The sequence below is a fragment of the Phenylobacterium sp. J426 genome (genome assembly GCF_024699945.1).
Lineage (GTDB): Bacteria > Pseudomonadota > Alphaproteobacteria > Caulobacterales > Caulobacteraceae > Phenylobacterium.
Window position 1 is genome coordinate 2,205,211 of the sequence record NZ_JAJOMY010000001.1, and the last position, 22,133, is coordinate 2,227,343.

Consider the following 22,133-nt stretch of genomic DNA (forward strand, 5'->3'; position numbering starts at 1 on the left):
TGGCAACTGCGATGAGTCGAGCGACGGATCGTACTGGCTGGTCGAAGCGCGCAGGGCGGGCGAGTATCGCTTTTTGGGCCGTCGTACGCCGAGAGACGATGATCCGGTGAAGGTGTTGGGCTTGGAGATGCGGCGGCTGACCGGTTGGACGTTCAGGACCGACACATGATGCTCCTGTCGGGGTGGCGCTGCCCACGCTGCCGTGAACGTCGGCAAACCACCCATCTCTGAAGTCGTCGGAGTCCGCTCTCGGATCACGCCGCGCCGACCGCATATGGCTAGGCCCATTGCACACCCGCCTCACCCCTCATCACCGCCTCGGCCTCCGCCGTGTGCTTCGCCCCGCCGCGCTCGTGCAGCACGAGCGGCGGCAGCAGCTTCAGCGGCGCCTTGCCGGTCTTCACGGCGCGGACCAGCACCCGCTTGGCCGGCTCGTCGGCATAGGGGTGGACGGACCGGATCTGGAACGAGCCGGCCTTGGCGCTGAGCAGGTCCAGCAGGTCGGCCAGCCGGTCGGCGCGGTGGATGATCGTGATGGTCCCGCCCTCGCGCACGGCCTTGGTCAGGAACGGCGTCCAGGCGGCGAGGCCGCCCTCGGCCATCCAGGCGTTGGTCTTCTCCGGGGCTGGCGCGCGCAGCGCCGTCGGGTCGTCGAAGAACGGCGGGTTGGCGATCACCGCGTCGAAGGGTTCGAGGCCGAGCTTCGCGAACGGGACGTTCACGTCGCCCGCCAGGATCTCCACGCGGTCGCCCAGCCCGTTCAGCCCGACGTTCCGCTCCGCCAGGCCACGCGCCGTCTCGTCGCGCTCGACGCCCGTGAACCTCGCCTGCGGCCGCCGCACCGCCGCCGCCAGCAGCGCGCCGCCCGCGCCGCAGCCCGCCTCGATCACCCGCTGGCCGGGCAGGGCATCGCAGGCCGCCGCCAGCAGGGCCGCGTCCAGCCCGGCGCGATAGCCGCGGGCCGGCTGCAGCAGCCGCACCCGGCCATCCAGCAGCCGGTCTTCGGTCGTGGCGTCCATACCCGGCCCTTGCTAGAAGGCGAGACACACGCGTGTCGGTCGCTTGACCGTGACCTAGCGCGTCACCATTGTCCCGGCAAACGGCGGACGGACGGGGCCCGGACGCTTACGTCGCTAAGGAATTCGTCGTTTTGGAAGCCGCCCAGGCCATCGCCCGACCCAAGCCATCCATCGATACGCTGCTGGAGCTGGCGGGTCCTGACATGGCGGCCGTCGACGGCCTGATCCGCCAGCACATGGACAGCCCGGTGCCGGTGATCCCGGCCCTGGCCGACCACCTGATCGCCGGCTCCGCCAAGCGCCTGCGGCCGCTGCTGACGGTGGGCGCCGCGCGCCTCGCCGGCGCCCGCGACGACGCCTGCCTCAAGCTGGCCGCCGCCGTCGAGTTCATCCACACGGCCACCCTGCTGCACGACGACGTGGTGGACTCGTCCGAGCTGCGCCGCGGCCGGGTCGCGGCCCACCTGATCTGGGCGCCCCCTCCAGCGTGCTGGTCGGCGACTTCCTGTTCGCCCGCGCCTTCGAGCTGATGGTCGGGGCGGGTTCGATGCCGGCCCTGGAAGTGCTGGCCCGCGCCAGCCGGGTGATCTCCGAGGGCGAGGTGCTGCAGCTCACCCGCAGCCACGACCTCGACCTGACCCAGGACGTCTATATCGAGATCATCGGCGCCAAGACCGCCGAGCTGTTCGCCGCCGCGGCGGAAGCCGGCGCCATTTCGGCCGGCGCCTCCCCGAGCGCTGCCGCAGCCTTCGCCAGTTCGGCCAGGACCTGGGCCTGGCGTTCCAGCTCGTCGACGACGCCCTCGACTACTCCGGCGACGCCGGCACGCTGGGCAAGAACGCCGGCGACGACTTCCGGGAGGGCAAGGTCACCCTGCCGCTGCTCTACGCCATGGCCCGCACGGGGGGCTGCCGAGCGCGACTTCTGGGTCCGCACCGTCGATCGACGCGAGCAGACCGACGCCGACTTCGAGCGCGTTCGCGCCCTGATGGCCGAGACCCGCGCGCTGGACGACACCCTGGCGCTGGCGGCCCGTTACGCCGACGGGGCGAAGGCCGCCCTCGCCGACTTCCCCTCGAACAGCTGGCGTCCGGCGCTCGAGGACCTGGCCGACTTCGCCGTGCGCCGGCAGGCCTGAACAACCCAGGATCGGCCTTGAGTCCGCGCGCCGACACAGGAACCTGACAGGGATTTGCGCGCTCCTCCCGTCCGGACGGAGGTTGTACATGTTCCCTGGAACGAGACTGGCGCGCCTGGGCGCGTTCAATCCCGAATTCCCCGACGCCGAAGCGCTGCACCTGGGCCTCGCCCACTGGAACCACGAGCGGCTGGCCCCGCAGCTGGCCGGGCCGAACTGGCTGGCCGACCTGAATCGCGACACCCGGATGCTGCGGCTGGAGGGCGCCTTCGTCGAGGCGTTCCGCGCCCACGTCGCCCCGCTGGTGGAGGACGTGCCCGAAGACCCGGACGGCTTCATCGCCTGGTTCGAGGCGCTCAAGGACTCCGGCCCGGGCCAGTACGACCCGCTGTTCGACTGGCTGGCCTCCGAGGCCAGCCTCGACCAGATGAAGTGGTTCCTGACGCAGGAAGCGGCCGGCGAGGCGGGCTTCGACGACCTCGTCGCCTACACCCAGGTGAAGCTGCCTGTGCGGCCCAAGCTGGAGCTCGCCCGCAACTACTGGGACGAGATGGGCCGCGGCAACGAGGGCGGCATGCACGGTCCGATGCTGGACCGCACCATCCAGCTCCTGGGCCTTACCCCGTCGATCGACGGCACCGCCTGGCAGTCGCTGGCGCTCGCCAACACCATGACCGCGCTCGCGACGACGCGACGCTACGTCTACCAGTCGGTGGGCGCCCTGGGCGCCGTCGAACTCACCGCGCCGACCCGCGTGGCGATGGTGGCCGAGGGGCTGAAGCGCCTTGGCGTCGAACCCGCCGGGCGGAAGTACTTCCAGCTCCACGCCCAGCTCGACGTCGAGCACTCCCGGGCCTGGAACGCCGAGGCGCTGATCCCGCTGGTGAGCGAAAACCCGGCCTGCGCCCGCCACATCGCCGAGGGCGCGATCATGCGCCTGATCCTCGGCGAGCAGTGCTTCGAGAGCTACCGCGCCCACCTGTGGGCCCACCACCACCCGGTGGTCTACGCGGCGGAGTAGGGAGGTCGGGCCCCTGTGAGGGGGCAGCCGTGCCTCAGCCCGGCGAGATCATCTTCTCCGGCCGCACCCACTCGTCGAACTCCTCGTTCGTCAGATAACCGCCGCCGACGGCTTCCTCGCGCAGGGTGGTGCCGTTCTTGTGCGCCGCCTTGGCGATCTTGGCGCAGTTGTCGTAGCCCAGCTTGCCGTTCAGCGCGGTCACCAGCATGAGCGAGCGCTCGAGGTTCTGGCGGATGTTGTCCTCCCGCGCCTCGGTCCCCTTCACCATGTTGTCGGTGAAGCTGATCGCGCCGTCCGCCAGCAGGCGGCACGACTGCAGGAAGTTGTAGGCCATCACCGGGTTGAACACGTTCAGCTCGAAGTGCCCCTGGCTGCCGGCGAAGGCCATCGCCGTCTGGTTGCCCATGATGTGGGCGCAGACCATCGTCAGGGCCTCGGCCTGGGTGGGGTTCACCTTGCCGGGCATGATCGAGCTGCCCGGCTCGTTCTCGGGCAGCGCCAGCTCGCCGAGGCCGGCGCGCGGTCCCGAGCCCAGGAAGCGCAGGTCGTTGGCGATCTTGAACAGGGCCCCGGCCGCCGCCGTCAGCGCGCCGTGGCTGAACACCATGGCGTCGTGCGCCGCCAGGGCCTCGAACTTGTTCGGCGCGGTGACGAAGGGCAGCTTGGTGATCTTGGCGATCTTCTCGGCCACCAGCTCGGCGAAGCCCACCGGCGCGTTGAGGCCCGTGCCCACCGCGGTGCCGCCCTGGGCCAGCTCGTAGAGTCCGTAGAGCGTCTCCTTGATCCGCCGCACCGACATGGCGACCTGGTGCGAATAGCCGCCGAACTCCTGGCCCAGGGTCAGCGGGGTGGCGTCCTGGGTGTGGGTGCGCCCGATCTTGATGATGTGGGCGAACTCGTCCGACTTGGCCTTCAGCGCCGCGTGCAGGTGCTCCAGCGCCGGCATCACCGACCGCGCCACCTCTTCCGCCGCGGCGATGTGCATCGCCGTCGGATAGGTGTCGTTCGACGACTGGCTCATGTTGACGTGGTCGTTCGGGTGGACGGGCGTCTTCGAGCCCATCTCGCCACCCATCATCTCGATCGCGCGGTTCGAGATCACCTCGTTGGCGTTCATGTTCGACTGGGTGCCCGACCCGGTCTGCCAGACCACCAGCGGGAAGTGGTCGTCCAGCTTGCCGTCGATCACCTCCTGGGCGGCCAGCACGATGTACTTGCCGATCTCGGGATCGAGCTTGCCGAGCTCCATGTTGGCCTCGGCGGCGGCGCGCTTCACGACGCCCAGCGCCTTGATCACCGGCTTCGGCTGGCGCTCCCACCCGATCTTGAAGTTGCCGAGGCTGCGCTGGGTCTGGGCCCCCAGTACCGGTCGGCGGCGACGTCGATCGGGCCGAAGGTGTCGGTCTCGGTGCGGGTGGCGCTCACGGCGGGGACCTCCAAAGGAAACAGGCCGCCGGTTTAGCGAGACGGCGCGAGACTGCAAGGCGCCCTTGCGTCTAGGTAGGGCGCATGACCGACGGCTGGACATCCCACGGCAAGGTTCGCGCCCGCGAGGCCGAGGGCCTGCTCGAGGTCACCGTCGACGGCCTGACCACCCAGGCCAAGTACTACAAGCCGCTGATCTACGAGTTCTTCCGCAAGGCCTGGCGCGGCTCGCGACCCGCCTGGGGCGAGTTCTCGGTCGAGATCGGCATGGAATACGTCGGCGACCCGCCCTGGCTCGATCTCGACAACCTGGCCAAGGCCATCCTCGACGCCATCAAGGGCTACGCCTTCCACGACGACGCCCAGGTCGCCCGTCTGCTGGTGGAGCGCCGCCCCGGCGAGCGCGAGCGCATCACCGTCCTCGTGCGGAAGCTCAGCTAGCCTCGATCGCCGAGACGTGGTTGAGGGCGATCACCCAGCGCCCGCCCACCTTGCGCATCAGCCGGGTGTTGATCCCCTCCTGCGCGCGCCGCCCGCCTTCCAGCTTGTAGCGGCTGATCAGCTGCGCCGCATCGGGGCCGAGCATCTCGACCTTGATGTCGTGGAAGTGAAGCTGCCCTTGCGAGCCTGGCGCCCCGCCGTAGTCGCGGACGTAGTGGTCCAGCGTCCCCTGCCAGCCGTCCTGGAACTTGCCCCGAGAGACGAACACCACGCCCGGGTTCAGGAAGCCCGCCATGTAGCCCTCGAAGTCGCCGCGGTTCCACGCCGCCTCCATGTCGGCGATCACCCGGCGGATCGCCGCGGCCTCCCGGGCCTCGTCCACCGGCGGGCAGGTCGCCGCGGACGCCGGTTCCGCGGCCAGGCTGGCGGCGGCGAGGGTCAGCAGGTCGCGGCGGGCAGGGCGGGGCATGGAGATCTCCGGAGCGGCGTAGGCCGGACCCTGGCCAGCGCCGCGCCGCCGCGCAAGCCGGTCAGTGTTGGTTCGGCGTGATCGTCCGGGCCGCGTCGGCGCAGGCCTGGGCGCAGCGCCGGCAGGCCTCGGCGCAGATCCGGCAATGCTCGTGCATCCCGGCGTGCTGCTCGCATTCGGCCGCGCACAGGCTGCACGCCTGTTCGCAGGTGTTCAGCATGGTCAGCAGCAGCTCCTCGTTCGAGCCGGTTCGCCGGGTGGCGACGCTGGCCGTCACCGCGCAGATGTCGGCGCAGTCGAGGTCGGTGCGGATGCACTGGCGCAGGTCGGCGACCATCTCCTCGCCCAGGCACGCGTCGGCGCAGCTGGTGCAGATCTGGGCGCAGTCCAGGCATTCCTCGATGCAGCGGATCAGGGTGTCGTTGGTGCTGCCGCGGACGTGCGGATGCGTCGAGATCATCTCGTGGGCGTGCATCGCCGGTCTCCTTCGCGTGGGTGGCTCGAGGTCCAACCCACGGGCGCGCCGGCTGTTCCGCCGTCACGTCGGCTGACCTGCCGTCAGGGCCAGCGGCCGTCCGGCTCGCCCACGTGCAGGACGACCTCGTCCCGGGGGCCGGCGCAGGCCCAGCCCGAGGCGGTCGCGGTCTTCCAGCGGTAGCCTTCCCGCGCCCGCCAGCACTCCGGGCCTTCCATCTGGGCGACCTCGGCCGCGCCGTGGCCGGCGCGCGCCACCGCGCGTTCCACATTGTCCATCCGGCGGTCGACGGTCCAGACGTGCGCCGCCAGGCCGGCGCCCGCCAGCACGACCAGGCTGACCGCGCCAATCAGGAGCGGCAGCCGCGCCCCGGGGCCTCGGGCGCCGTCGAGGGTGTTGTCCAGGGGGTTGCCGCGCATCGCCTGCGCTCCCGTCCAGTTGACAGCTGTCATTTGTCCAGGGAGCCGCGTTCCGGTCAAGCGAAACCGGAACGAAAACGGCCGCGCCCGGAGGGATGGGCGCGGCCGGTACTTCGCGAACCTGTCCGGGGGAAGTTAGCGGTTCAGCGATACTGTTGCAGGCGGGTGGTCCGCAGGCCGGCCATCCCGTGACGATCGATGGAACGCTGCCAGGACAGGAACTCGTCGCTGGTCAGCGAATAGCGCTCGAGGGCGTCCTCCAGCGAGATCAGCCCGCCGCGCACGGCGGCGACCACCTCCGCCTTGCGACGGATCACCCACCGGCCCGTGTTGGGCGGCGGCAGGTCCTTGATCGTCAGAGGCGCGCCGGTCGGGCCGATGACGTAACTCTCGCCCCGGCTGTTCGTGCGCAGCTGCTGCGTCTGTTGCAACATGGCTATTCTAGCCTTCCCACCATCACTGTTGATGGGGACAATAGGCCGCGCCCGTTACCGGCCGCTGAATCGCTACAGTAAAGAAACAACTAACCATACACTCCCCCGTGTACCAATTTGATACTGTTCTAACCGTTTACGCCGGTTAACCTATGCTAACGGGAAGTTTTATCGCTTGATGTTGATGAGCTCTTCCAACATCTGATCTGCGGTCGTGATGATCTTGGATGATGCTGAATAGGCCTTCTGCGTTGCAATCAGGCCCGTGAATTCAGCGGAAAGATCGACGGTCGAAGCCTCGAGGCTGGAGGGCGAGATCGCGCCCGCGCCGCCGATGCCGGCCTCCTTGATGGTCATCTCGCCCGCCGGGATCGTCGGCCGGTAGGCGTTTCCGCTCACCGAGCGGAGGGCATTGGCGTTCGGGAAGGTGGCGACGCCGATCTTGGCGATCCTGCGGATCTGGCTGTTGTCGTAGATCGCCGAGACGATGCCGTCCTCGTCCACCTCGATGGCGATGACGTTGCCCACGCCCGCGCCGTCCGAGGCGATCGAGTTCACGGTCGAGGTCGACGAGTACTGGCTGAGCTTGGCCAGGTCCAGGTCCAGCGACTGGGCGGCCAGGCCCAGGCCGGCCGCCCAGCGCGGCGTGGCGCCGGCCGAGGCGTTGAGGTTCAGCGTCTGCAGCGCCGCCGTGGTGGTCCCAAGGTTGATGGTGCCGTCGGCGTTGAAGTTCACGGTGCCGCGCGCCAGTTGGCCCGGCGGCGTGCCGGCGGCCAGGTCCACCGCCGTGGCCGGCACGGCGTAGATCTCGGCGTGCCAGGCGTTGGCGACGTCGTCCTTCAGGAACGACATGGCGATCTTGCGGCTGCCGCCGGCCGAGTCGACGACGTTCATCTCGATCACGAAGTCGGGCCGCACGCCGGTGGCGCCGCCGCTGCTCGCGTATTCGGCCATCGAGGTGGCGGCGACGGAGCCGTTGTAGGTCGCCTCCTGGGCCGACACCGTGCCGTCCTTGTTCACGTTGGCGCTGACGCCCAGCCGGGTCGTCGGCGCCACGGCCGCGCCCAGGTTCTTGACGTTGATCGAGGCCATCGCGTTCAGGTCCGACGGGTTGACGTTGAACGTCCCGTTCGGCTGCACCGGCCAGCCCTGCAGGTACAGGTTGGCGTCGTTCACCAGGTAGCCGTCGCTGTCGACGCCGAACGAGCCCGAGCGGGTGAAGCTGCGCGCGTCCGCCGGGGTGAGGCCCGGGCCCTTCTGCGCGACCACGAAGAAGCCGTCGCCGGAGATCGCCAGGTCGGTGGTCGAGCCCGAGGCCTGGATCAGGCCCTGCTGGCTGATGAACTGGCGGGTCACGCTCTGGACGCCGCCGGCCGAGTACTTGCCCTTCACGGCCTGGGCCGTGACCACGTTGGCGAAGTTCACCTGGTTGCGCTTGTAGGCCACGGTGTTGACGTTCGCGATGTTGTCCGAGATCGCCGCGAGCGCCGAGGAGTTGGCCACCAACCCCGAGACGCCTGCGAGCATGGCCGAATTGATGCTCATGGCTTAGTTCCGTTCTTCTCCATTGGGTCCGCTTCCTGCGGAGGGCCGGCTCAGCGAGCCGCCGGTGGAGACGACGTTCTGCCGTCCGGGTTGTGGTTTCAGTCCTCGGCCGTCGTCGGCGGCGGGTTGGGGGTGTCGCCCCCGGTCCCGGTCGGCGTCGGTGCGGCCTGGGCCTGTTTGATGGTGGTGATGTGGTTCCACAGGACCGGAGCCCCGTTGACCGTGATCAGCGTCTCGCCGTTCGACTGCTCGACGCCGGTGACCATGCCCTCGATCGAGATCATCGTCGGCACCGTGGCGTAGTCGCTGTCCTTGGCCGAGACCCTCAGGCTGTAGATGCCGTCGGGCATCTTCGTGCCGTTCGCGTCCTTGCCGTCCCAGGTCACCTTGTGGTCGCCGGCCTTCGTGCCCTTGTCGACCGGCGGCAGGACCTTCACGACCTTGCCCCGCGAATCCAGGACCTCGATCTTCACGTCGTTGGCGTCGCGCGGCAGGGTGTAGATCCACTCCGCCTTGCCGTTCTGCAGCTTGGCGTCGGTGGTGGCCGCGCGGACCTCCTTGCCGATCAGGCTGACGGCGGTGGCGACGCCGTTGGTGGTGTTGGCCACCAGCGACTTCAGCAGGTCGTTGGTCAGGAGCTGCTGCTCCACGCCGGTCATCTGCACGATCTGCTGGGTGAACTGGTTGGAATCCAGCGGCGACAGCGGGTCCTGGTTCTTCAGCTGTGCGGTCAGCAGCGCGAGGAAGGTGTCGAAGCTCTCCGCCAGCCGGGTGCGGCCCAGGGCGCTCTTGTCTGTCGCTGCGGAAACGGCGTCGACCATGTCAGATCCTCACGTCCACGCCGGCGCTCACGCCGCGCCGCAACCTCAGTTCGCCGGACCCTGCCGCGAGGTCGGCCTCGTTGGCGGTCTCCAGCGCCTGCTGGAAGGCCCGGCCGCGGAAGCCGTCCCTGCCGTCCTGCCAGTCCTGGCGCGCCTGGCCGCGGTCGCCGGGCGTGTCGAACGACAGCCCGCCCGACAGGTCGAAGCCCGCCTGTTCCAGCGCCTTCTGCAGTTCGCCCGACCGCGCCTTCAGGTCGGCGGCGGCCTGCGGGTTCTCGAAGCTGAGGGCGGCGGTCATCCGGCCGTTCGCGCCGATCTCGACGCGGACGTCCACCTTGCCGAGGCCCAGCGGGTCGAGCTCGACGTCGAAGCGGGTGGAGCGGGCGTCGAGCTTCTTGATGATCTCGGCGGCCAGGCTGGCCACGGTCTCCGGCGCGCCGCGCACCGGGTGGGCGGCCGGGCCGGCGGCCTGGGCGGCTGGGCTGGACGCGCGGCTCTCCGCCGCCTGCACCGGGTCGAACCGCTCCGGCCGGTCGGACGGCCGGGCGTCCAGCTCCGGCGCCGCCGGCTTCGGCGCCTTGGCGGCGGCCGGCCCGCCCTGGCTGGTCGCGGCCGCGGCGGCCGTCGGTCGGGCCGCTTCGCCGCGAGTGTCGGCGCCGGCGTCGCCCAAAGCCTCGGTCCGGGTCTCGCCGCCGCCCTTGGCGGCCGCGCCCGGCTTGTTCTTCTCGGTCCTCGACGGCGGCAGGCCCGGCGTCGCATCCGCCGCCCGCGCGATCTGCTCCGGGGGCGCCGGCCTGGGCCAGCGCCGCCGGCGGCGGGACGACCGCGGGATCGGCGGCGCTCGACGGCGCGTCCGTCGGCTGTGCGGCGTCGCCCGTCACGGCGCTCCCGGCGGCGCCCGGAGCGGCGGCGGCCGGGGCCGGCGTCTGCGCCGCGGCTTGCGCCGCCGCTGGAGGCCCTGCGGCAGGCGCAGCGTGGGCCGCAGGCGTGGCCGCCTGGGCGGCCGTCGCGAACTGCATCGCCTCGGCCCGGACGGGGCCGGCAGCGGCGCCCGTCGCGGTCGCGGGGATGGTCGCGGCGTCGGCGTCGGTCTTGCCCGTGGCCGATGCGTCGACGTCCGCCTGGCCCGTCGGCGGATCCGTCGCCCGGTCCGTCACCTGACCGGCCGCCTGACCCATCGCCTGGCTGGCGGCGACGGCGGGTTGGCCGGCGTCCGGCGCCGCGGCCGTGGTTTCGGCAACCGCCGGCGCTTGTGCGGGCGGCGCGGCCGCCAGGGCCAGCAGCGCGTCGGGAACGGGCAGGGCGTCGGCGGCGTCCCCGCCGACCGCGGCGATCTCCGCGGGCGGCGTCTCCGGACGCGCGGCGGGGTCTTCGAAACTGGCGAAAAGCGGCGCCGCGACCGGCGGACCGCCCGGGGGTCTGCCGGCCAGCGCGGACATCGGGGCGGCCGGGGCGAGCGAACTGGACCCTCCCGTCACGCCGGCGATGTCGGCCTCGCCGAACAGGGCGGCGAGCAGGGCTTCGAAGCCGGCCAGCGGACCCGCGGCCTGACCGTTCCCGCCGCCGGCCAGGCCGGGCAGGGCAGAGGTCACAGGACTGATCGCAGGTGCGGTCATGGGGCGGCGGGACACCAGGGCTCGAGGATCAGCGCGTCTTGCGCCGGGTTCATTCGACCGGTCCGCAGCAACCTTCGCGCCAGAATCGCAAGTGATTGAAAACGCATCGGAACCGCTCTTTCGGCTCCGGACCGGGAGGCGCCGGCGAGGGCCGAAATTGCCGAGCCGGTGGGGCGTTCCCTGCCGCCCTGCAGACCTTGGCCCTGCAGCGCCGTCCAGGCCCTGCCGCGCTCTGGCGCCGGAATTGCGCAGCACAGCCCAAGCTCACCGGGCCTAGAAGGGCCCACCCTTGAAACGATTAGGTTTTCCCGGCGGCGTACGCGCGCGTTCATCCTTCTCCCGGCAGAATCCGCCGGGCGCGGGGGTGAGCCTTTGCCGGGCGGAGCGTTAAGCGATGTCGCTGAACGTCACCTTGCAGACCGCCTCCTCGGGCCTCAATGCGGCCCAGGCCGCCTTGCGCGCGGTCTCCGACAACATCGCCAACGTCAACACGCCCGGCTACGTCCGCAAGGCGGTCGACCAGCAGCCGCTGGTGGTGGACGGGGTCGGCATGGGCGTCCGCGTCCAGGGCGTGAAGCGGATCACCGACGACTATCTGCAGATGGCCAGCCTGACGGCGGCGTCGGACTCCAGCCGCTGGGCGATGGTCTCCCAGTACCTGGACAACGCCCAGAGCCTGTTCGGCAACCCGTCCAGCGACACCTTCTTCTTCAACCGCCTCGATGCGATCTACGGCGCCTTCGCCACGGCGGCCGACGATCCGTCGTCCAGCCTCCTGCGCAGCCAGGCGCTGTCCAACGTCCAGGATTTCCTGGCCGAGGCCGACCGGATCAACGTTCAGCTGAAGGAGCTGGGCGGCACGATCGAGACCAAGATCATCGCCGACATCGACCGGGCCAACAGCCTGCTCACCCAGATCAACCAGCTCAATGTCGAGATCGGCCGGGCGAAGCTGGTGAACGCCGACGCCTCGGGCTCCGAGAATATCCAGAGCCAGCTCCTCGACGAGCTCTCGACGCTGATGAACGTCCGCATCATCCAGCGGGATTCCGGCGGGGTGACGGTGCGCTCCAACGAGGGCGTGCTTCTGGCGGGCGACGGCGTGGCCGCCAAGCTGGCCTATGTGCGCAGCGACACCACGCCGGGCTACATCACAGCCCAGCCCAGCGCCGGTTCGGCCGCCCAGCCGATCCAGATCGCCAGCGGCGAGCTGCGCGGTCTGATGGACCTGCGCGACGTGGAGCTGCCGCAGCTCTCCGACCAGATGGGCGAGTTCCTGACGCGGGCCGCCGACCGGATCAACGCCGCCCACAACGCCTCGGTCGCCTATCCCGCGCCCAACTCGCTCACCGGCCGCAACACCGGGCTCGACCTGCCGACCGCGGTCAGCGGCTTCAGCGGCCAGACCACCATCGCGGTGATGGGCGCCACCGGGGTGCTAGCCCGCCGCGTCGACATCGACTTCACGGCCGGCACGATGAGCGCCAACGGCGGCCCGGCGGTGGCGTTCACGCCCGCCACCTTCCTGGCGACGCTGAACGGCGAGCTTTCCGGCCAGGCGACCGTGGCGTTCACCAACGGCACGATGTCCCTTACCGGCAACGGCACGAACACGGTCGCGGTGGACGAGGGCACCTCGATGAAGTCCGGCCGGGCGTTCTCGCACTTCTTCGGCCTGAACGACCTGATCCGCTCCAACGGCTTCACCAACTACGACACCGGCCTGACCGGAACCGACGCCCACGGCTTCACCGCCGGCCAGCAGATCTCGCTGCGGCTCTCCAGCCCCGAGGGCCTGCCGCTGCGCGACGTCGCCGTGACGGTGCCGGCCGGCGCCACGATGAACGACCTGCTCGCCGCGTTGAACAACACCACCAGCGGCGTCGGCCTCTACGGCAGCTTCAGCCTGGACGCCCGGGGCAACCTCACCTTCCAGGGCGCGCCGCCGACGGACGCCAAGCTGTCGGTCATCACCGACAACACCGAACGCGGCGGCGCGGGCGGCCCCTCCATCAGCCAGCTGTTCGGCCTGGGCGGCCTCGAGCGCGCCAGCCGGGCCAGCCGGTTCCGCGTGGACACCACGCTGGACAGCGACCCTACGCGGCTCGCCTTCGGCAGGCTCGACTTCTCCGGCGGCTTCACCCAGCCGCTGATCCGCCCCGGCGACGGCCGCGGCGCGCTGGCGCTGTCGCAGGCCGGGGACGTGCCGACCGGCTTCCAGGCCGCCGGTTCGCTCGGCGATGTGACCATGACGGTCTCGCGCTACGCCTCGGAGTTCGGCGGCTCGATCGGCCGCAAGGCGGCGGCGGCCGAGACCCGCAAGGAGAGCGCCGCGGCGGTGATGACCGAGGCCACGGCCCGCCGTCAGTCCGTCGAGGGCGTGAACCTCGACGAGGAACTGGTGAACATGACGACCTACCAGCAGGCGTTCAACGCCTCGGCCCGGGTGATCCAGGCGGCCAAGGACCTCTACGACGTCCTGCTGGGCATGGTGTGAGGAGACTGAAGCGATGGTGACCCGCGTCTCGACCCCCGGAAACTATTCCGCCGTCCTCTCCAACCTTCTGGCCGCCCAGCAGCGCCAGATGGCGGCCGGCGTGAAGGTGGCCACCCAGAAGAACGGCTCGGACCTCAAGGACTACGCGCGCGACGCCGAGATGCTGACGGCCATGCGCTCGCTGAAGACCCGCATCGAGGTCTATCAGGACCAGAACACCTTCATCTCCGAGCGGCTGGCCACGCAGGACACGGCCCTGAACGCCATCGCCAATTCCGCCCAGGGCGTGCGCCAGGCGATCGCGGACGCCCTGGCCTCCGGCCGGGTCGACACCCTGATGGAGGACCTGCAGGCCCATTTCCGAACCGCCATCGAGGGCATGAACGCCCGCTACGGCGGCAAGTACGTCTTCGCCGGCGGCCAGGTGGATACGCGGCCGGTCACCGCCACCGCCCTGGCCGACCTGACTTCCGGGCCGCCGATCGCCAGCTGGTTCCAGAACGACCAGTTCGTCGTCGAGGCGAAGGTCGACGAGGCCACCAGCGTGCAGCTGGGCATCCTGGCCAACAACCTCGGCACGGGGATGCTGACCGCGCTCCAGACCATCCAGACCTTCCACGAGGGCGGCTCCGGCCCGTTCACGGGCCAGATGACCGCCGCCCAGCGGACCTTCCTGGAGGGCCAGCTCTCAACCTGGGACGGGGTGCGGGAGAACCTGACCAACATCACCGCGCGCAACGGCCTGCTCCAGAAGCGCGTCGAGAGCGTGCGCGACGACCTGCAGACCCGCCACAACCAGCTGTCCGGCATGATCGGCGACATCACCGACGCCGACATGGCCGAGGCGGTGGCCCAGCTGGAGCAGGCGCAGCTGGCGGTGCAGTCGGCGGCCCACGTCTTCACGACGCTGCAGGAAAGCTCGCTGCTGAACGTTCTCCGCTAGGCCGGCCTTCTCAGGCCGGCAGGCCCAGCCTGAGCTCGCCGCCCAGGCGGGCGACCAGCCGCTCGCCCTGCCACACCTCGGCGGCGTAGCCGTGGCCCAGGGCGGTCTCGGCCCGCCGCAGGGCCGCCGCGTCGGTCTCGAACACCGCCTCGATCAGGTCGGCGATGCGATCATGCGGGTTGAGCACATAGATCCGGTAGGAGGTCACGACGCGTCCCCTCTGCTGCACAAAGGGAGGCGGGAGCCCGTCACAAGTCTCTCGGCCGCCGACGCCTCGTGGAATACATGCCGGCGATGGGACCTATCCTACGCCTGGACTATGACGGGGCTGCCATCACGAATCCGAGCGCTTGCCGTTTGTGATGTGAAGGCCGCACCCTCGAAAAAGTCCGGCCCAACCGCTACATAGGCGCCCATGAGCGTCTGCACGGTGCCCGCCGCCATCACCGCCGATCGTCTGTCCGACGGCCTCGTCGAGGCCGCGCGCGACGCCGTGCGCCTGCCGGTCGGGACCCGCATCGTCGCCGCCATGTCGGGCGGGGTGGACTCCACGGTCACCGCGGCCCTGCTGGCCCGGGCCGGCTACGACGTCGTGGGCGTCACGCTGCAGCTCTACGACCACGGCGCCGCCATCCAGAAGAAGGGCGCCTGCTGCGCCGGCCAGGACATCCACGACGCCCGCACGGCGGCCCAGTCGCTGGGCATCCCCCACTACGTCCTCGATTACGAGAGCCGCTTCCGGCAGCAGGTCATCGACGACTTCGCCGACGCCTACCTTCGCGGCGAGACGCCGATCCCCTGCATCCGCTGCAATCAGACGGTGAAGTTCCGCGACCTGCTGGACGTCGCCCGCGACCTGGGCGCCGAGGCCATGGCCACCGGCCACTACGTCCGACGCGTCGAGGGCCCGGCCGGTCCCGAACTCCATCGGGCCTTCGATCCGGCCCGCGACCAGTCCTACTTCCTGTTCGCCACGACGGCCGAACAGCTGGCCTACCTGCGCTTCCCGCTGGGCGGGATGCCGAAGCCGGCCGTGCGCGCCGCCGCGGCCGAGCTGGGCCTCGCCGTGGCCGACAAGCCGGACAGCCAGGACATCTGCTTCGTGCCCGAGGGCAAGTACACGACCCTCATCGACAAGCTCCGCCCGCAAGGGGCCGAGCCCGGCGAGATCGTGCACCTCGACGGCCGGGTGCTCGGCCGTCACGACGGCGTCACCCGCTACACCATCGGCCAGCGCCGCGGCCTCAACGTCGCCGTGGGCGATCCGCTGTTCGTGGTGAAGATCGACGCCGAGGCGCGCCAGGTCATCGTCGGGCCGCGCGAGGCGCTGCTGACCCGCGCCCTGTCGCTCAAGGAAACCAACTGGCTGGGCGACGAGGCCTCCATCGACGCCGCCTGCGGCGCCGGGCGTCCGGTGCTGGCCCGCGTCCGCTCGACCCGCGAGCCCGCGCCCGCGCGGCTGGCCATCGTCGACGGCGTCCCGGGGCTCACCTTCGACGCCCCCGAAGAAGGCGTCGCCCCCGGCCAGGCCTGCGTCCTCTACGCGCCGGAGGCTCCCACCCGCGTCCTCGGCGGCGGCTTCATCTCCGGAACCGTCCGCGACCACTAAGTCCCTCCTCTTCAGGGGAGGGACAGGCCGCGCAGCGGCCAGGGTGGGGGGGGACCGTGACCGGGCGCAAGGTCGGCCCGCGGCCCACCCGGTCGACACACCCCCCACCCGACCTCGGCTTCGCCTCGGCCACCCTCCCCTAAAGAGGAGGGGTGAAGTTCATCGCATGCCGAATTATATCCCGCCCATGACCCAGACCTCCGATCCCGTCGTCATCGCCGCCTACGCCCGCACGCCGATGGGCGGCTTCCAGGGCGTCCTTACCGGCGTGAAGGCCACCGAACTCGGCGCCGCGGCGGTGAAGGCGGCGGTGGAGCGCGCCAAGGCGCCCCGCCGACGCCGCCGAGCAGATCCTGATGGGCTGCGTGCTCCCGGCGGGCCTTGGCCAGGCGCCGGCCCGCCAGGCCGCGCTCGGCGCGGGCCTTCCGAAGTCGGTGGAGGCCACCACGGTCAACAAGATGTGCGGCTCGGGCCTGCAGGCCGCGATCCTCGCCCACGACGCGCTCGCCGCCGGCACGGCGGACGTCATCGTCGCCGGCGGCATGGAGAGCATGACCGGCGCGCCCTACCTGATGACCAAGCACCGCGGCGGCGCCCGCATCGGCCACGACACCATGTACGACCACATGTACCTGGACGGCCTCGAGGACGCCTACGAGCCCGGCCGGCTGATGGGCTCCTTCGCCGAGGAGACCGCCCGCCAGTACCAGTTCACCCGGGAGCAGCAGGACGAGTACGCCATCGGCTCCTTGACCAAGGCCCGCGCCGCCGCCGAGAGCGGCGCCTTCGCCCGCGAGATCGTCCCGGTCACCGTCCCGGGCCGCAAGGGCGACACGGTGGTCGAGCACGACGAGCAACCGCTGAAGGCCGACCCGGCCAAGATCCCGACGCTCAGGCCCGCCTTCGCCAAGGACGGCACGATCACCGCCGCCAACGCCAGCTCGATCTCCGACGGCGCCGCCGCCCTGGTGATGACCCGCGAGAGCGTCGCCCGCCGGCTGGGCATGACCATCGTCGCCCGCGTCGCCGGCCATGGGGCGCACGCCCACGAGCCCGGCCTGTTCACCACCGCCCCCGTGCCGGCCATGCAGAAGGCGCTGAAGCGCGCCGGCTGGAGCGTCGACGACGTCGACCTGTTCGAGGTCAACGAGGCCTTCGCCGTGGTCGCCATGATCGCCGAGCGCGAGCTGGGCCTCGACCGCGACAAGCTGAACGTCAACGGCGGCGCCTGCGCGCTCGGCCACCCGATCGGCGCGTCCGGCGCCCGCATCCTGGCCACCCTGCTCAGCGCCCTGGAAGCCCGCGGCAAGCGCGAAGGGCCTGGCCTCGCTCTGCATCGGCGGCGGCGAGGCCGTGGCCATGGCGGTGGAGCTGGCCTAGGGCCCTGGCGCATCGGCCCTAGCGCATGGGCCGGGTGTTCAGCAGGCTGAAGCGCTCGCCGTTCTCAAGCCGCACCTCGCCCGGCCGCCAGCCGTCCGGGCAGGGGCCTTCCAGCTCGGCCTCGATGCGCGTCTGGTGACGGCCGTTGGCCTGGGCGAACGCGGCGCCTTCGACGATCGAGGTGGCGGTCATCGCCCAGCGCCGGGCCAGGTCGCCGGTCACATGGCCGGTCACCTCCTGGCGCCCGTCGCTCAGCAGGTCGCACTGGTGCTCGAACGACCAGCCGTCGCCGTCGCGCCAGGTGCGGTTGGCCACGCACCGGAACCGGGCCAGCTCGTCGCCCATCAGGTTCAGCCGCCGCGCCGCCGCCGCGTCCAGGCAGATCCGCCGCGTCTGGGCGCTTCCGTCGGCCGTCACCGCCTCGCGCCACAGCCCGGGCGCCCGGTTCGGCATGATCTCGCCCGGCGCCGGCGTCTCGCCCGCCGGCCGGCGCTCCTGGCAACCGTTCAGGCCGGCCGCCAGCCCCCCGGCCAGCGCCAGCCCCGTCATCATCGTCCAGACACGCCCCCGCATCTTGCCGACTCCCTCGCGACGTCCAAGCTTAGGCGGGAGCCGCCGGGCCGGCGAGGGGTTCTAGGCCTGACGACCGCAATCCGAGGAGACCTGCCCGATGGACAAGAGCACGCTTCGCGATACGGGCGACCGCTACGAGATGGACGAACAGGGCCTGACCTCCCACGCCGACTACCGGCTGAAGGACGGCGTGCTCTACATCGACTACGTCTTCGCCCCGCCGGCCCTGCGCGGCACCGGCGCGTCGGACCGGCTGATGAAGGCCATCGGCGCCGACGCCCGCGCACGCGGCCTCACCATCACCCCCATCTGCGGCTACGCCGCCACCTGGCTCCGCCGCTCCAGCGAGTTCCGCGACCTGTTGAACTAGCCCCGCCCGCATACCCCATCTGGGGGAGGCGGGGCCGCGCGACCCCATGCTTAAGCTTCACCCGAGGGGAACGCCGGTCGCCGACCGGCATCTTTTAGGGGGAGCTACCACTGTGAGGACCACTCTGTTCGCCGCGGCCTTCGTCGCGGTCGTCGCGCTCGCGCCCATCGGCTGCGCCTCCGCCTTCGCGGGCGAGCCCATCCAGGGCGCCACGGGCAAGTACATGAGCCCGTTCACCACCGACGGCACCACGTCGGGCTGGGTCACCAAGTCGATGCAGGTGCGGGCCACCGGCCAGGTCGCCGGCCTCGCCGGCCAGTACGCCGCCCAGAAGGCGCTCGAGAACGTCCCGTTCGTCGGCATGTTCGGCAAGCAGATCGGCGAACAGGCCGGCCGCGCCGTCGCCCTGCAGTCGATCGGCGGCGAGGAGTTCCTGAAGTCCACCTCGGACCTGTCCTTCGCCACCGCCCAGGACCTGGCCGACTATGTGAAGGCCCACCACGCCGACCATCCCGAGATCGGCAAGGTGATGGAGGCCACCTACGCCATCTACCCCGACGTCCAGCAGGCGTGGCTGATGGCCAAGCGGCCGCTGGCGGTGGGCCAGGCGCTGAAGGCCACCGGCCCCGCGCCCGCGGCCTTCGACTACTACCGGATCTCGAACGTGAAGGCGGGCCAGGCGCTCTCCGTCACCCTCGAATGCGACACCATGGAGCCCACCGTCAGCCTGACCGACGCCAAGGGCCGCAAGGCGCTGGGCTACGTCCAGGCCAAGAAGGGCGAGAAGACCGTCACCTTCGACGCCACGGCCCCGGCCGACGGCGAGTACCTGCTGATGGTCACGCCCACCTCGCGCTTCATGGGCGGCTCGCCCGGCGGCGGCGTCTACACCGTGACCGTCGCCGAGAAGAAGCTCTAGGGCGTCCGCGCCCTCCCGAGCTGCGGGCCCACTGACTACCCCAAGGGGGCCCAGCGGCCCCGCGCCGCGCCGCCGTACCCGGCGCGGCGCGGGTTGCCGGCAAGTCCCTCCTCTTCAGGGGAGGGACGGCCGCACCGAACCCTGCGACGGCCGACGCCGCGCCAGGCTGATCCAACAGGCTGAAGAACCGCAGTTAATGGCCGGCTGCGTCCGGCTTTGCATCTCGTGGGGCGCCACGGTTAAGGCGGGAATGACCCATCCGCCTCGCGGTCCGCCGGCGCTTCTGCGCCGCGGCCGACCGCCCTCCGGCCCCTTCGAACTGTCCGCCCGCCGCCGGCCCCTCGCGCGCCGGCCATGCAGGTGTCAGCTCGTGCTCATCGTCGTTCGCCGGTCACGGCCCCGATGGGAGGCCCGACACGGAGAGACGCGCGCCACGACGAGCGCGTCGCCGCGATCAGGTGCGGGCGACGATGGCTTCCAGGGTCTGGACGCGGCTGTCCATGTCTTCCACCAGCCGGCGGGCCAGGTCGCGGACGCCCGGCGGATAGGCTTCGCCGCCCTCGGCGATCTCGGCGGCCATCTCCTCCACGGCCACGATCTGGGCGGTCAGCGCCTTGATGTGGTCCTTGGCGAGTTGCTTGGCTTCCTGCTGCAGACGCTTCACGCGCTGCGCGACGGTCTCTGTCTTCGAGACGTTCGGACTGATCTTCAGGTCGTTATCGGCGACCACACTGAGAGACGGTGACATCCTCAAATACCTCAAAATCCCAACCCAGGTGCTTGGGAAGATCCGCGGTCCACAATGGTCCGCTGCGGACGATCTTCCCGCCCTGGCTGTCTCAACTTACGCTCATTGACAGCACAGGTTCCCTGTCTCCCGCATGAACGGCGCCAGTTAAGGCTGTTACAGCCGGAGGTGGGGATTTGTGGTCACGGTGTGTGGTTAGCGGGGATGGTTAGAGGGCATCGCGCAGGTAGGAGCTCGAGTTCTACCAACGAGCGAGTTTGACAAGAACGAAAACAGAACGTAATGTCTTGCGGTTGCTAGCCAGCTCGACTCGCCCATGGGTTTAATCTCAGCGGGAGGCGTACCGAATGGCGATGCTAGAGCTGTCTTCGCGATGGGTTTTGCACTTGGAGATTGCGATGCTGAGCAATCCTGCCGAAGCGCCCACGCTGTGGCTACGGGACGAAATGGGGGTGTTGTTCGAAGCCCTAGAAACCGGCCAAGCTGTTCAGTTAATCAACAACGAGACGGCAGCCATTCGGCTTCGAGACATCCGCTTCGATGCTGAGCACGACGCCTTGATCCTGCTCTTTAACTATTCAGATAAGAACATCTCTGACCCGGTGTTCGAGAACCTTGAGACAGGCGACCTGCGCACCGAACCTAAGCTTGAGGGCGAAGGCGTGGCAGTATCTGCTCACATGGTAGTGGATCTGCGGCCGGTACAGGCCGGCGTGTCTGCGTACAGGGCAGTCTTGGAAGATGCGCCAGGCATCGGGCGATCGAAGATCGAGCCGTTCCTTACCTACCTCTACAGGATCGCTTCTCGCATCCAGTTCGCAGCGCCGGATGGGCGGGTGAAGCGGTGTCGGCCGCTGTTTGAAATGTCGGGCAGGCAGAGCGAGACCCTGCGTAATGATCTCCAGAACGGCAGACTGTCTATGATCGAGCTAGTCCAGCATCTGCCGGCGGGCGACGGTTTCGATGAGGATGGCGGCGTCAGGGTCGAAGCAAGAACTCTCAAGCTCAGCGTGGAACAACATGCGGGTGAGCAAGCTATCGACCTTCTCAACCGCGTACGCGGGCGTGCCCGCGAGCTCGGCTATCCGAACATGAAAGTGCGTTGGACCCAGGGGCGACAAAAAAGCGCCGAGTTTGGCACTGCTAGAGAGGATGCTGGCGACGTTTTGGTCTTCAGAACTACCGAAATCCGGTCCGACGTGCCTTTGCCTCAATGTGAAAGCCGCATCCGTGATGCCTCGGCCACGCGCCTCATTGAGGTCCTGCGCGCCGACGAGGAATGATGTCTAATTGAACCGGCTACTTCAACCGTTGGCCTACTGGCGTATCCGTCATCCTGCGAAGTGGCGGTATGATCTGGGGCTGCCTGCAGCCGTTGCCGTGCCGCTAGCGGCGCTTCTGCTGTGGGGGCCGCTAGATCTTAATCTGGTCGGGCAAAATGGCCTGCTCGACAAGATAAACGGTCTAATTGGCATCCTGTCGGGATTTTTCATTGCGGCTTTGGCCGCAGTGGCAACGTTTGATCGCCCTTCTATGGATGATCCGATGCCGGGTGACCCGCCGAAGCTGCGAATTGTCGAGCGTGGCGCAGCATATGATGTTGCGATGTCGCGTCGTCTATTCCTGAGCATGCTGTTCGGATATTTGAGCCTCGCTTCGTTCGGAATTTACTTCTTCGGGAGCGTCCTGCAACTCGCCGCTCAAGCTGATGCGGATATAAGCGCGCGGGTCATGTTTTTTGCTCGACCCGTACTAACTGCCAGTTATCTATTCGTTGTGTCGAACATATTCGTCAATACTGCTCTCGGAATATACTATTTATCTTATCGGCTCCATGATGTGACGTCGAAGCTTGTCCAAAGAGAATAGTTACTCCGTCATCCGCCGCGAATAGCAAGAGAATTAAGTCGAGCTCCCACCAGTGCTTCCACCAGCTTCTGCTCAAGAGTTCCGATATTATCTTCTTTGACGATGTGGACGTTGCGGTATTTTGCTAATGCAGCAAGCTCGCGTCTGCTGAGATTCAGTTTCTCCATCTGACGCAGCGCGTCTTCCCGGCTCGCCGCGCTGCCAAGCTCTTGCAATGTTTTCTCGACCCAGATGCGGTCAATCTTCTCCGTTGGCCCGCGTCGAGGAGCGATGTCGCGCCCACGCACGGGCTTGGGTCGTTTGCTCATGCCATTAATGAGCGCCTCGACATCCTCGGGGGAGGCGTTCTCGACCGCTCGTGCGAGAGCCCGCAACAGCTTCGCGAATGTTGGTCCATCCATG

The 22,133-nt window shown here is 69.5% G+C and carries 21 protein-coding genes and 3 pseudogenes; 11 read left to right on the top strand and 13 right to left on the bottom strand.

The genetic code is table 11. From position 1 onward, the window contains the following. Positions 1-278: 278 nt before the first annotated feature. On the bottom strand, positions 279-1,019 hold the full coding sequence (locus LRS10_RS11585; RefSeq protein WP_257837387.1) for a methyltransferase: 741 nt from the start codon (positions 1,017-1,019) through the stop codon (positions 279-281). A gap of 170 nt (positions 1,020-1,189) precedes the next feature. Here LRS10_RS11585 and LRS10_RS11590 point away from each other — a divergent pair. After that, positions 1,190-2,157 (top strand): annotated as a pseudogene (locus LRS10_RS11590) (polyprenyl synthetase family protein). A gap of 88 nt (positions 2,158-2,245) precedes the next feature. Next, positions 2,246-3,178, top strand: coding sequence for an iron-containing redox enzyme family protein (locus LRS10_RS11595; protein ID WP_257837388.1), 933 nt, complete (start codon positions 2,246-2,248; stop codon positions 3,176-3,178). A 34-nt stretch (positions 3,179-3,212) separates the two neighbouring features. Here LRS10_RS11595 and fumC read toward each other — a convergent pair. Further along, a pseudogene (fumC, locus tag LRS10_RS11600) lies at positions 3,213-4,603 on the bottom strand (class II fumarate hydratase). Between the two features lie 84 nt (positions 4,604-4,687). Between fumC and LRS10_RS11605 the strand changes: the two are divergent. Next, a complete protein-coding gene (locus tag LRS10_RS11605; protein ID WP_257837389.1) occupies positions 4,688-5,044 on the top strand; it encodes a RusA family crossover junction endodeoxyribonuclease in 357 nt (118 codons plus the stop codon). Here the strand turns inward: LRS10_RS11605 and LRS10_RS11610 are convergent. The 7 genes from LRS10_RS11610 to LRS10_RS11640 form a co-directional block, all read right to left on the bottom strand. After that, entirely contained in the window at positions 5,037-5,513 is a 477-nt protein-coding gene (locus LRS10_RS11610) for a nuclear transport factor 2 family protein (RefSeq protein WP_257837390.1), read from the bottom strand. The two genes, LRS10_RS11605 and LRS10_RS11610, sit on opposite strands and share 8 nt — an antisense overlap. Before the next feature lie 61 nt (positions 5,514-5,574). Beyond that, the gene (locus LRS10_RS11615; RefSeq protein WP_257837391.1) at positions 5,575-5,988 is read right to left on the bottom strand and encodes a four-helix bundle copper-binding protein; all 414 of its coding nucleotides are present in this window, start codon (positions 5,986-5,988) and stop codon (positions 5,575-5,577) included. An 83-nt stretch (positions 5,989-6,071) separates the two neighbouring features. Next, positions 6,072-6,407, bottom strand: coding sequence for a hypothetical protein (locus LRS10_RS11620; protein ID WP_257837392.1), 336 nt, complete (start codon positions 6,405-6,407; stop codon positions 6,072-6,074). A 143-nt stretch (positions 6,408-6,550) separates the two neighbouring features. Then, entirely contained in the window at positions 6,551-6,841 is a 291-nt protein-coding gene (locus LRS10_RS11625; protein ID WP_257837393.1) for a DUF1153 domain-containing protein, read from the bottom strand. A gap of 168 nt (positions 6,842-7,009) precedes the next feature. Beyond that, positions 7,010-8,386, bottom strand: coding sequence for a flagellar hook protein FlgE (locus LRS10_RS11630; protein ID WP_257837394.1), 1,377 nt, complete (start codon positions 8,384-8,386; stop codon positions 7,010-7,012). Positions 8,387-8,484: 98 nt separating this feature from the next. Then, the gene (locus LRS10_RS11635; RefSeq protein WP_257837395.1) at positions 8,485-9,207 is read right to left on the bottom strand and encodes a flagellar hook assembly protein FlgD; all 723 of its coding nucleotides are present in this window, start codon (positions 9,205-9,207) and stop codon (positions 8,485-8,487) included. A gap of 1 nt (position 9,208) precedes the next feature. Then, positions 9,209-9,877, bottom strand: a complete 669-nt coding sequence (locus LRS10_RS11640; protein WP_257837396.1) for a flagellar hook-length control protein FliK — start codon at positions 9,875-9,877, stop codon at positions 9,209-9,211. Positions 9,878-11,217: 1,340 nt separating this feature from the next. Here LRS10_RS11640 and flgK point away from each other — a divergent pair. Next, entirely contained in the window at positions 11,218-13,320 is a 2,103-nt protein-coding gene (gene flgK / locus LRS10_RS11645) for a flagellar hook-associated protein FlgK (RefSeq protein WP_257837397.1), read from the top strand. Positions 13,321-13,333: 13 nt separating this feature from the next. Beyond that, positions 13,334-14,263 (top strand): flagellin, encoded by a 930-nt coding sequence (locus LRS10_RS11650; RefSeq protein WP_257837398.1) that lies wholly within the window; start codon positions 13,334-13,336, stop codon positions 14,261-14,263. A 10-nt stretch (positions 14,264-14,273) separates the two neighbouring features. Here the strand turns inward: LRS10_RS11650 and LRS10_RS11655 are convergent, their stop codons facing one another. Further along, a complete protein-coding gene (locus LRS10_RS11655) occupies positions 14,274-14,471 on the bottom strand; it encodes a hypothetical protein (protein WP_257837399.1) in 198 nt (65 codons plus the stop codon). Positions 14,472-14,678: 207 nt separating this feature from the next. On the opposite strand from LRS10_RS11655, the gene mnmA reads away from it, so the two are divergent. Beyond that, on the top strand, positions 14,679-15,872 hold the full coding sequence (gene mnmA, locus LRS10_RS11660; RefSeq protein ID WP_257837400.1) for a tRNA 2-thiouridine(34) synthase MnmA: 1,194 nt from the start codon (positions 14,679-14,681) through the stop codon (positions 15,870-15,872). A 187-nt stretch (positions 15,873-16,059) separates the two neighbouring features. Beyond that, positions 16,060-17,252: pseudogene (locus LRS10_RS11665) on the top strand (acetyl-CoA C-acyltransferase). Positions 17,253-17,270: 18 nt separating this feature from the next. Here LRS10_RS11665 and LRS10_RS11670 read toward each other — a convergent pair. After that, on the bottom strand, positions 17,271-17,825 hold the full coding sequence (locus tag LRS10_RS11670; protein ID WP_257837401.1) for a hypothetical protein: 555 nt from the start codon (positions 17,823-17,825) through the stop codon (positions 17,271-17,273). A gap of 97 nt (positions 17,826-17,922) precedes the next feature. Between LRS10_RS11670 and LRS10_RS11675 the strand changes: the two genes are divergently transcribed. Together LRS10_RS11675 and LRS10_RS11680 are read left to right on the top strand one after the other, a co-directional pair. Beyond that, positions 17,923-18,195: a GNAT family N-acetyltransferase gene (locus LRS10_RS11675; protein ID WP_257837402.1), complete on the top strand. Its 273-nt coding sequence runs from the start codon at positions 17,923-17,925 to the stop codon at positions 18,193-18,195. 112 nt (positions 18,196-18,307) lie between these two features. Beyond that, positions 18,308-19,114, top strand: coding sequence for a hypothetical protein (locus tag LRS10_RS11680; RefSeq protein ID WP_257837403.1), 807 nt, complete (start codon positions 18,308-18,310; stop codon positions 19,112-19,114). A 454-nt stretch (positions 19,115-19,568) separates the two neighbouring features. Here the strand turns inward: LRS10_RS11680 and LRS10_RS11685 are convergent, their stop codons facing one another. After that, positions 19,569-19,862, bottom strand: a complete 294-nt coding sequence (locus LRS10_RS11685; RefSeq protein ID WP_257837404.1) for a hypothetical protein — start codon at positions 19,860-19,862, stop codon at positions 19,569-19,571. A 347-nt stretch (positions 19,863-20,209) separates the two neighbouring features. On the opposite strand from LRS10_RS11685, the gene LRS10_RS11690 reads away from it, so the two are divergent. Next, a complete protein-coding gene (locus LRS10_RS11690; protein ID WP_257837405.1) occupies positions 20,210-21,145 on the top strand; it encodes a hypothetical protein in 936 nt (311 codons plus the stop codon). 7 nt (positions 21,146-21,152) lie between these two features. After that, positions 21,153-21,731: a hypothetical protein gene (locus LRS10_RS11695; RefSeq protein ID WP_257837406.1), complete on the top strand. Its 579-nt coding sequence runs from the start codon at positions 21,153-21,155 to the stop codon at positions 21,729-21,731. A gap of 8 nt (positions 21,732-21,739) precedes the next feature. On the opposite strand, the gene LRS10_RS11700 is transcribed toward LRS10_RS11695, so the two are convergent. Further along, positions 21,740-22,132 (bottom strand): hypothetical protein, encoded by a 393-nt coding sequence (locus LRS10_RS11700; protein ID WP_257837407.1) that lies wholly within the window; start codon positions 22,130-22,132, stop codon positions 21,740-21,742. Between the last annotated feature and the right edge of the window lies 1 nt (position 22,133).

What these genes read in the sequence shown, in the direction of transcription:
- LRS10_RS11585 (WP_257837387.1), bottom strand. Translation starts at nt 1,019, where the DNA reads ATGGACGCCACGACCGAAGACCGGCTGCTGGATGGCCGGGTGCGGCTG.
- LRS10_RS11595 (WP_257837388.1), top strand. Translation starts at nt 2,246, where the DNA reads ATGTTCCCTGGAACGAGACTGGCGCGCCTGGGCGCGTTCAATCCCGAA.
- LRS10_RS11605 (WP_257837389.1), top strand. Translation starts at nt 4,688, where the DNA reads ATGACCGACGGCTGGACATCCCACGGCAAGGTTCGCGCCCGCGAGGCC.
- LRS10_RS11610 (WP_257837390.1), bottom strand. Translation starts at nt 5,513, where the DNA reads ATGCCCCGCCCTGCCCGCCGCGACCTGCTGACCCTCGCCGCCGCCAGC.
- LRS10_RS11615 (WP_257837391.1), bottom strand. Translation starts at nt 5,988, where the DNA reads ATGCACGCCCACGAGATGATCTCGACGCATCCGCACGTCCGCGGCAGC.
- LRS10_RS11620 (WP_257837392.1), bottom strand. Translation starts at nt 6,407, where the DNA reads ATGCGCGGCAACCCCCTGGACAACACCCTCGACGGCGCCCGAGGCCCC.
- LRS10_RS11625 (WP_257837393.1), bottom strand. Translation starts at nt 6,841, where the DNA reads ATGTTGCAACAGACGCAGCAGCTGCGCACGAACAGCCGGGGCGAGAGT.
- LRS10_RS11630 (WP_257837394.1), bottom strand. Translation starts at nt 8,386, where the DNA reads ATGAGCATCAATTCGGCCATGCTCGCAGGCGTCTCGGGGTTGGTGGCC.
- LRS10_RS11635 (WP_257837395.1), bottom strand. Translation starts at nt 9,207, where the DNA reads ATGGTCGACGCCGTTTCCGCAGCGACAGACAAGAGCGCCCTGGGCCGC.
- flgK (WP_257837397.1), top strand. Translation starts at nt 11,218, where the DNA reads ATGTCGCTGAACGTCACCTTGCAGACCGCCTCCTCGGGCCTCAATGCG.
- LRS10_RS11650 (WP_257837398.1), top strand. Translation starts at nt 13,334, where the DNA reads ATGGTGACCCGCGTCTCGACCCCCGGAAACTATTCCGCCGTCCTCTCC.
- mnmA (WP_257837400.1), top strand. Translation starts at nt 14,679, where the DNA reads ATGAGCGTCTGCACGGTGCCCGCCGCCATCACCGCCGATCGTCTGTCC.
- LRS10_RS11670 (WP_257837401.1), bottom strand. Translation starts at nt 17,825, where the DNA reads ATGCGGGGGCGTGTCTGGACGATGATGACGGGGCTGGCGCTGGCCGGG.
- LRS10_RS11675 (WP_257837402.1), top strand. Translation starts at nt 17,923, where the DNA reads ATGGACAAGAGCACGCTTCGCGATACGGGCGACCGCTACGAGATGGAC.
- LRS10_RS11685 (WP_257837404.1), bottom strand. Translation starts at nt 19,862, where the DNA reads ATGTCACCGTCTCTCAGTGTGGTCGCCGATAACGACCTGAAGATCAGT.
- LRS10_RS11690 (WP_257837405.1), top strand. Translation starts at nt 20,210, where the DNA reads ATGGCGATGCTAGAGCTGTCTTCGCGATGGGTTTTGCACTTGGAGATT.
- LRS10_RS11700 (WP_257837407.1), bottom strand. Translation starts at nt 22,132, where the DNA reads ATGGATGGACCAACATTCGCGAAGCTGTTGCGGGCTCTCGCACGAGCG.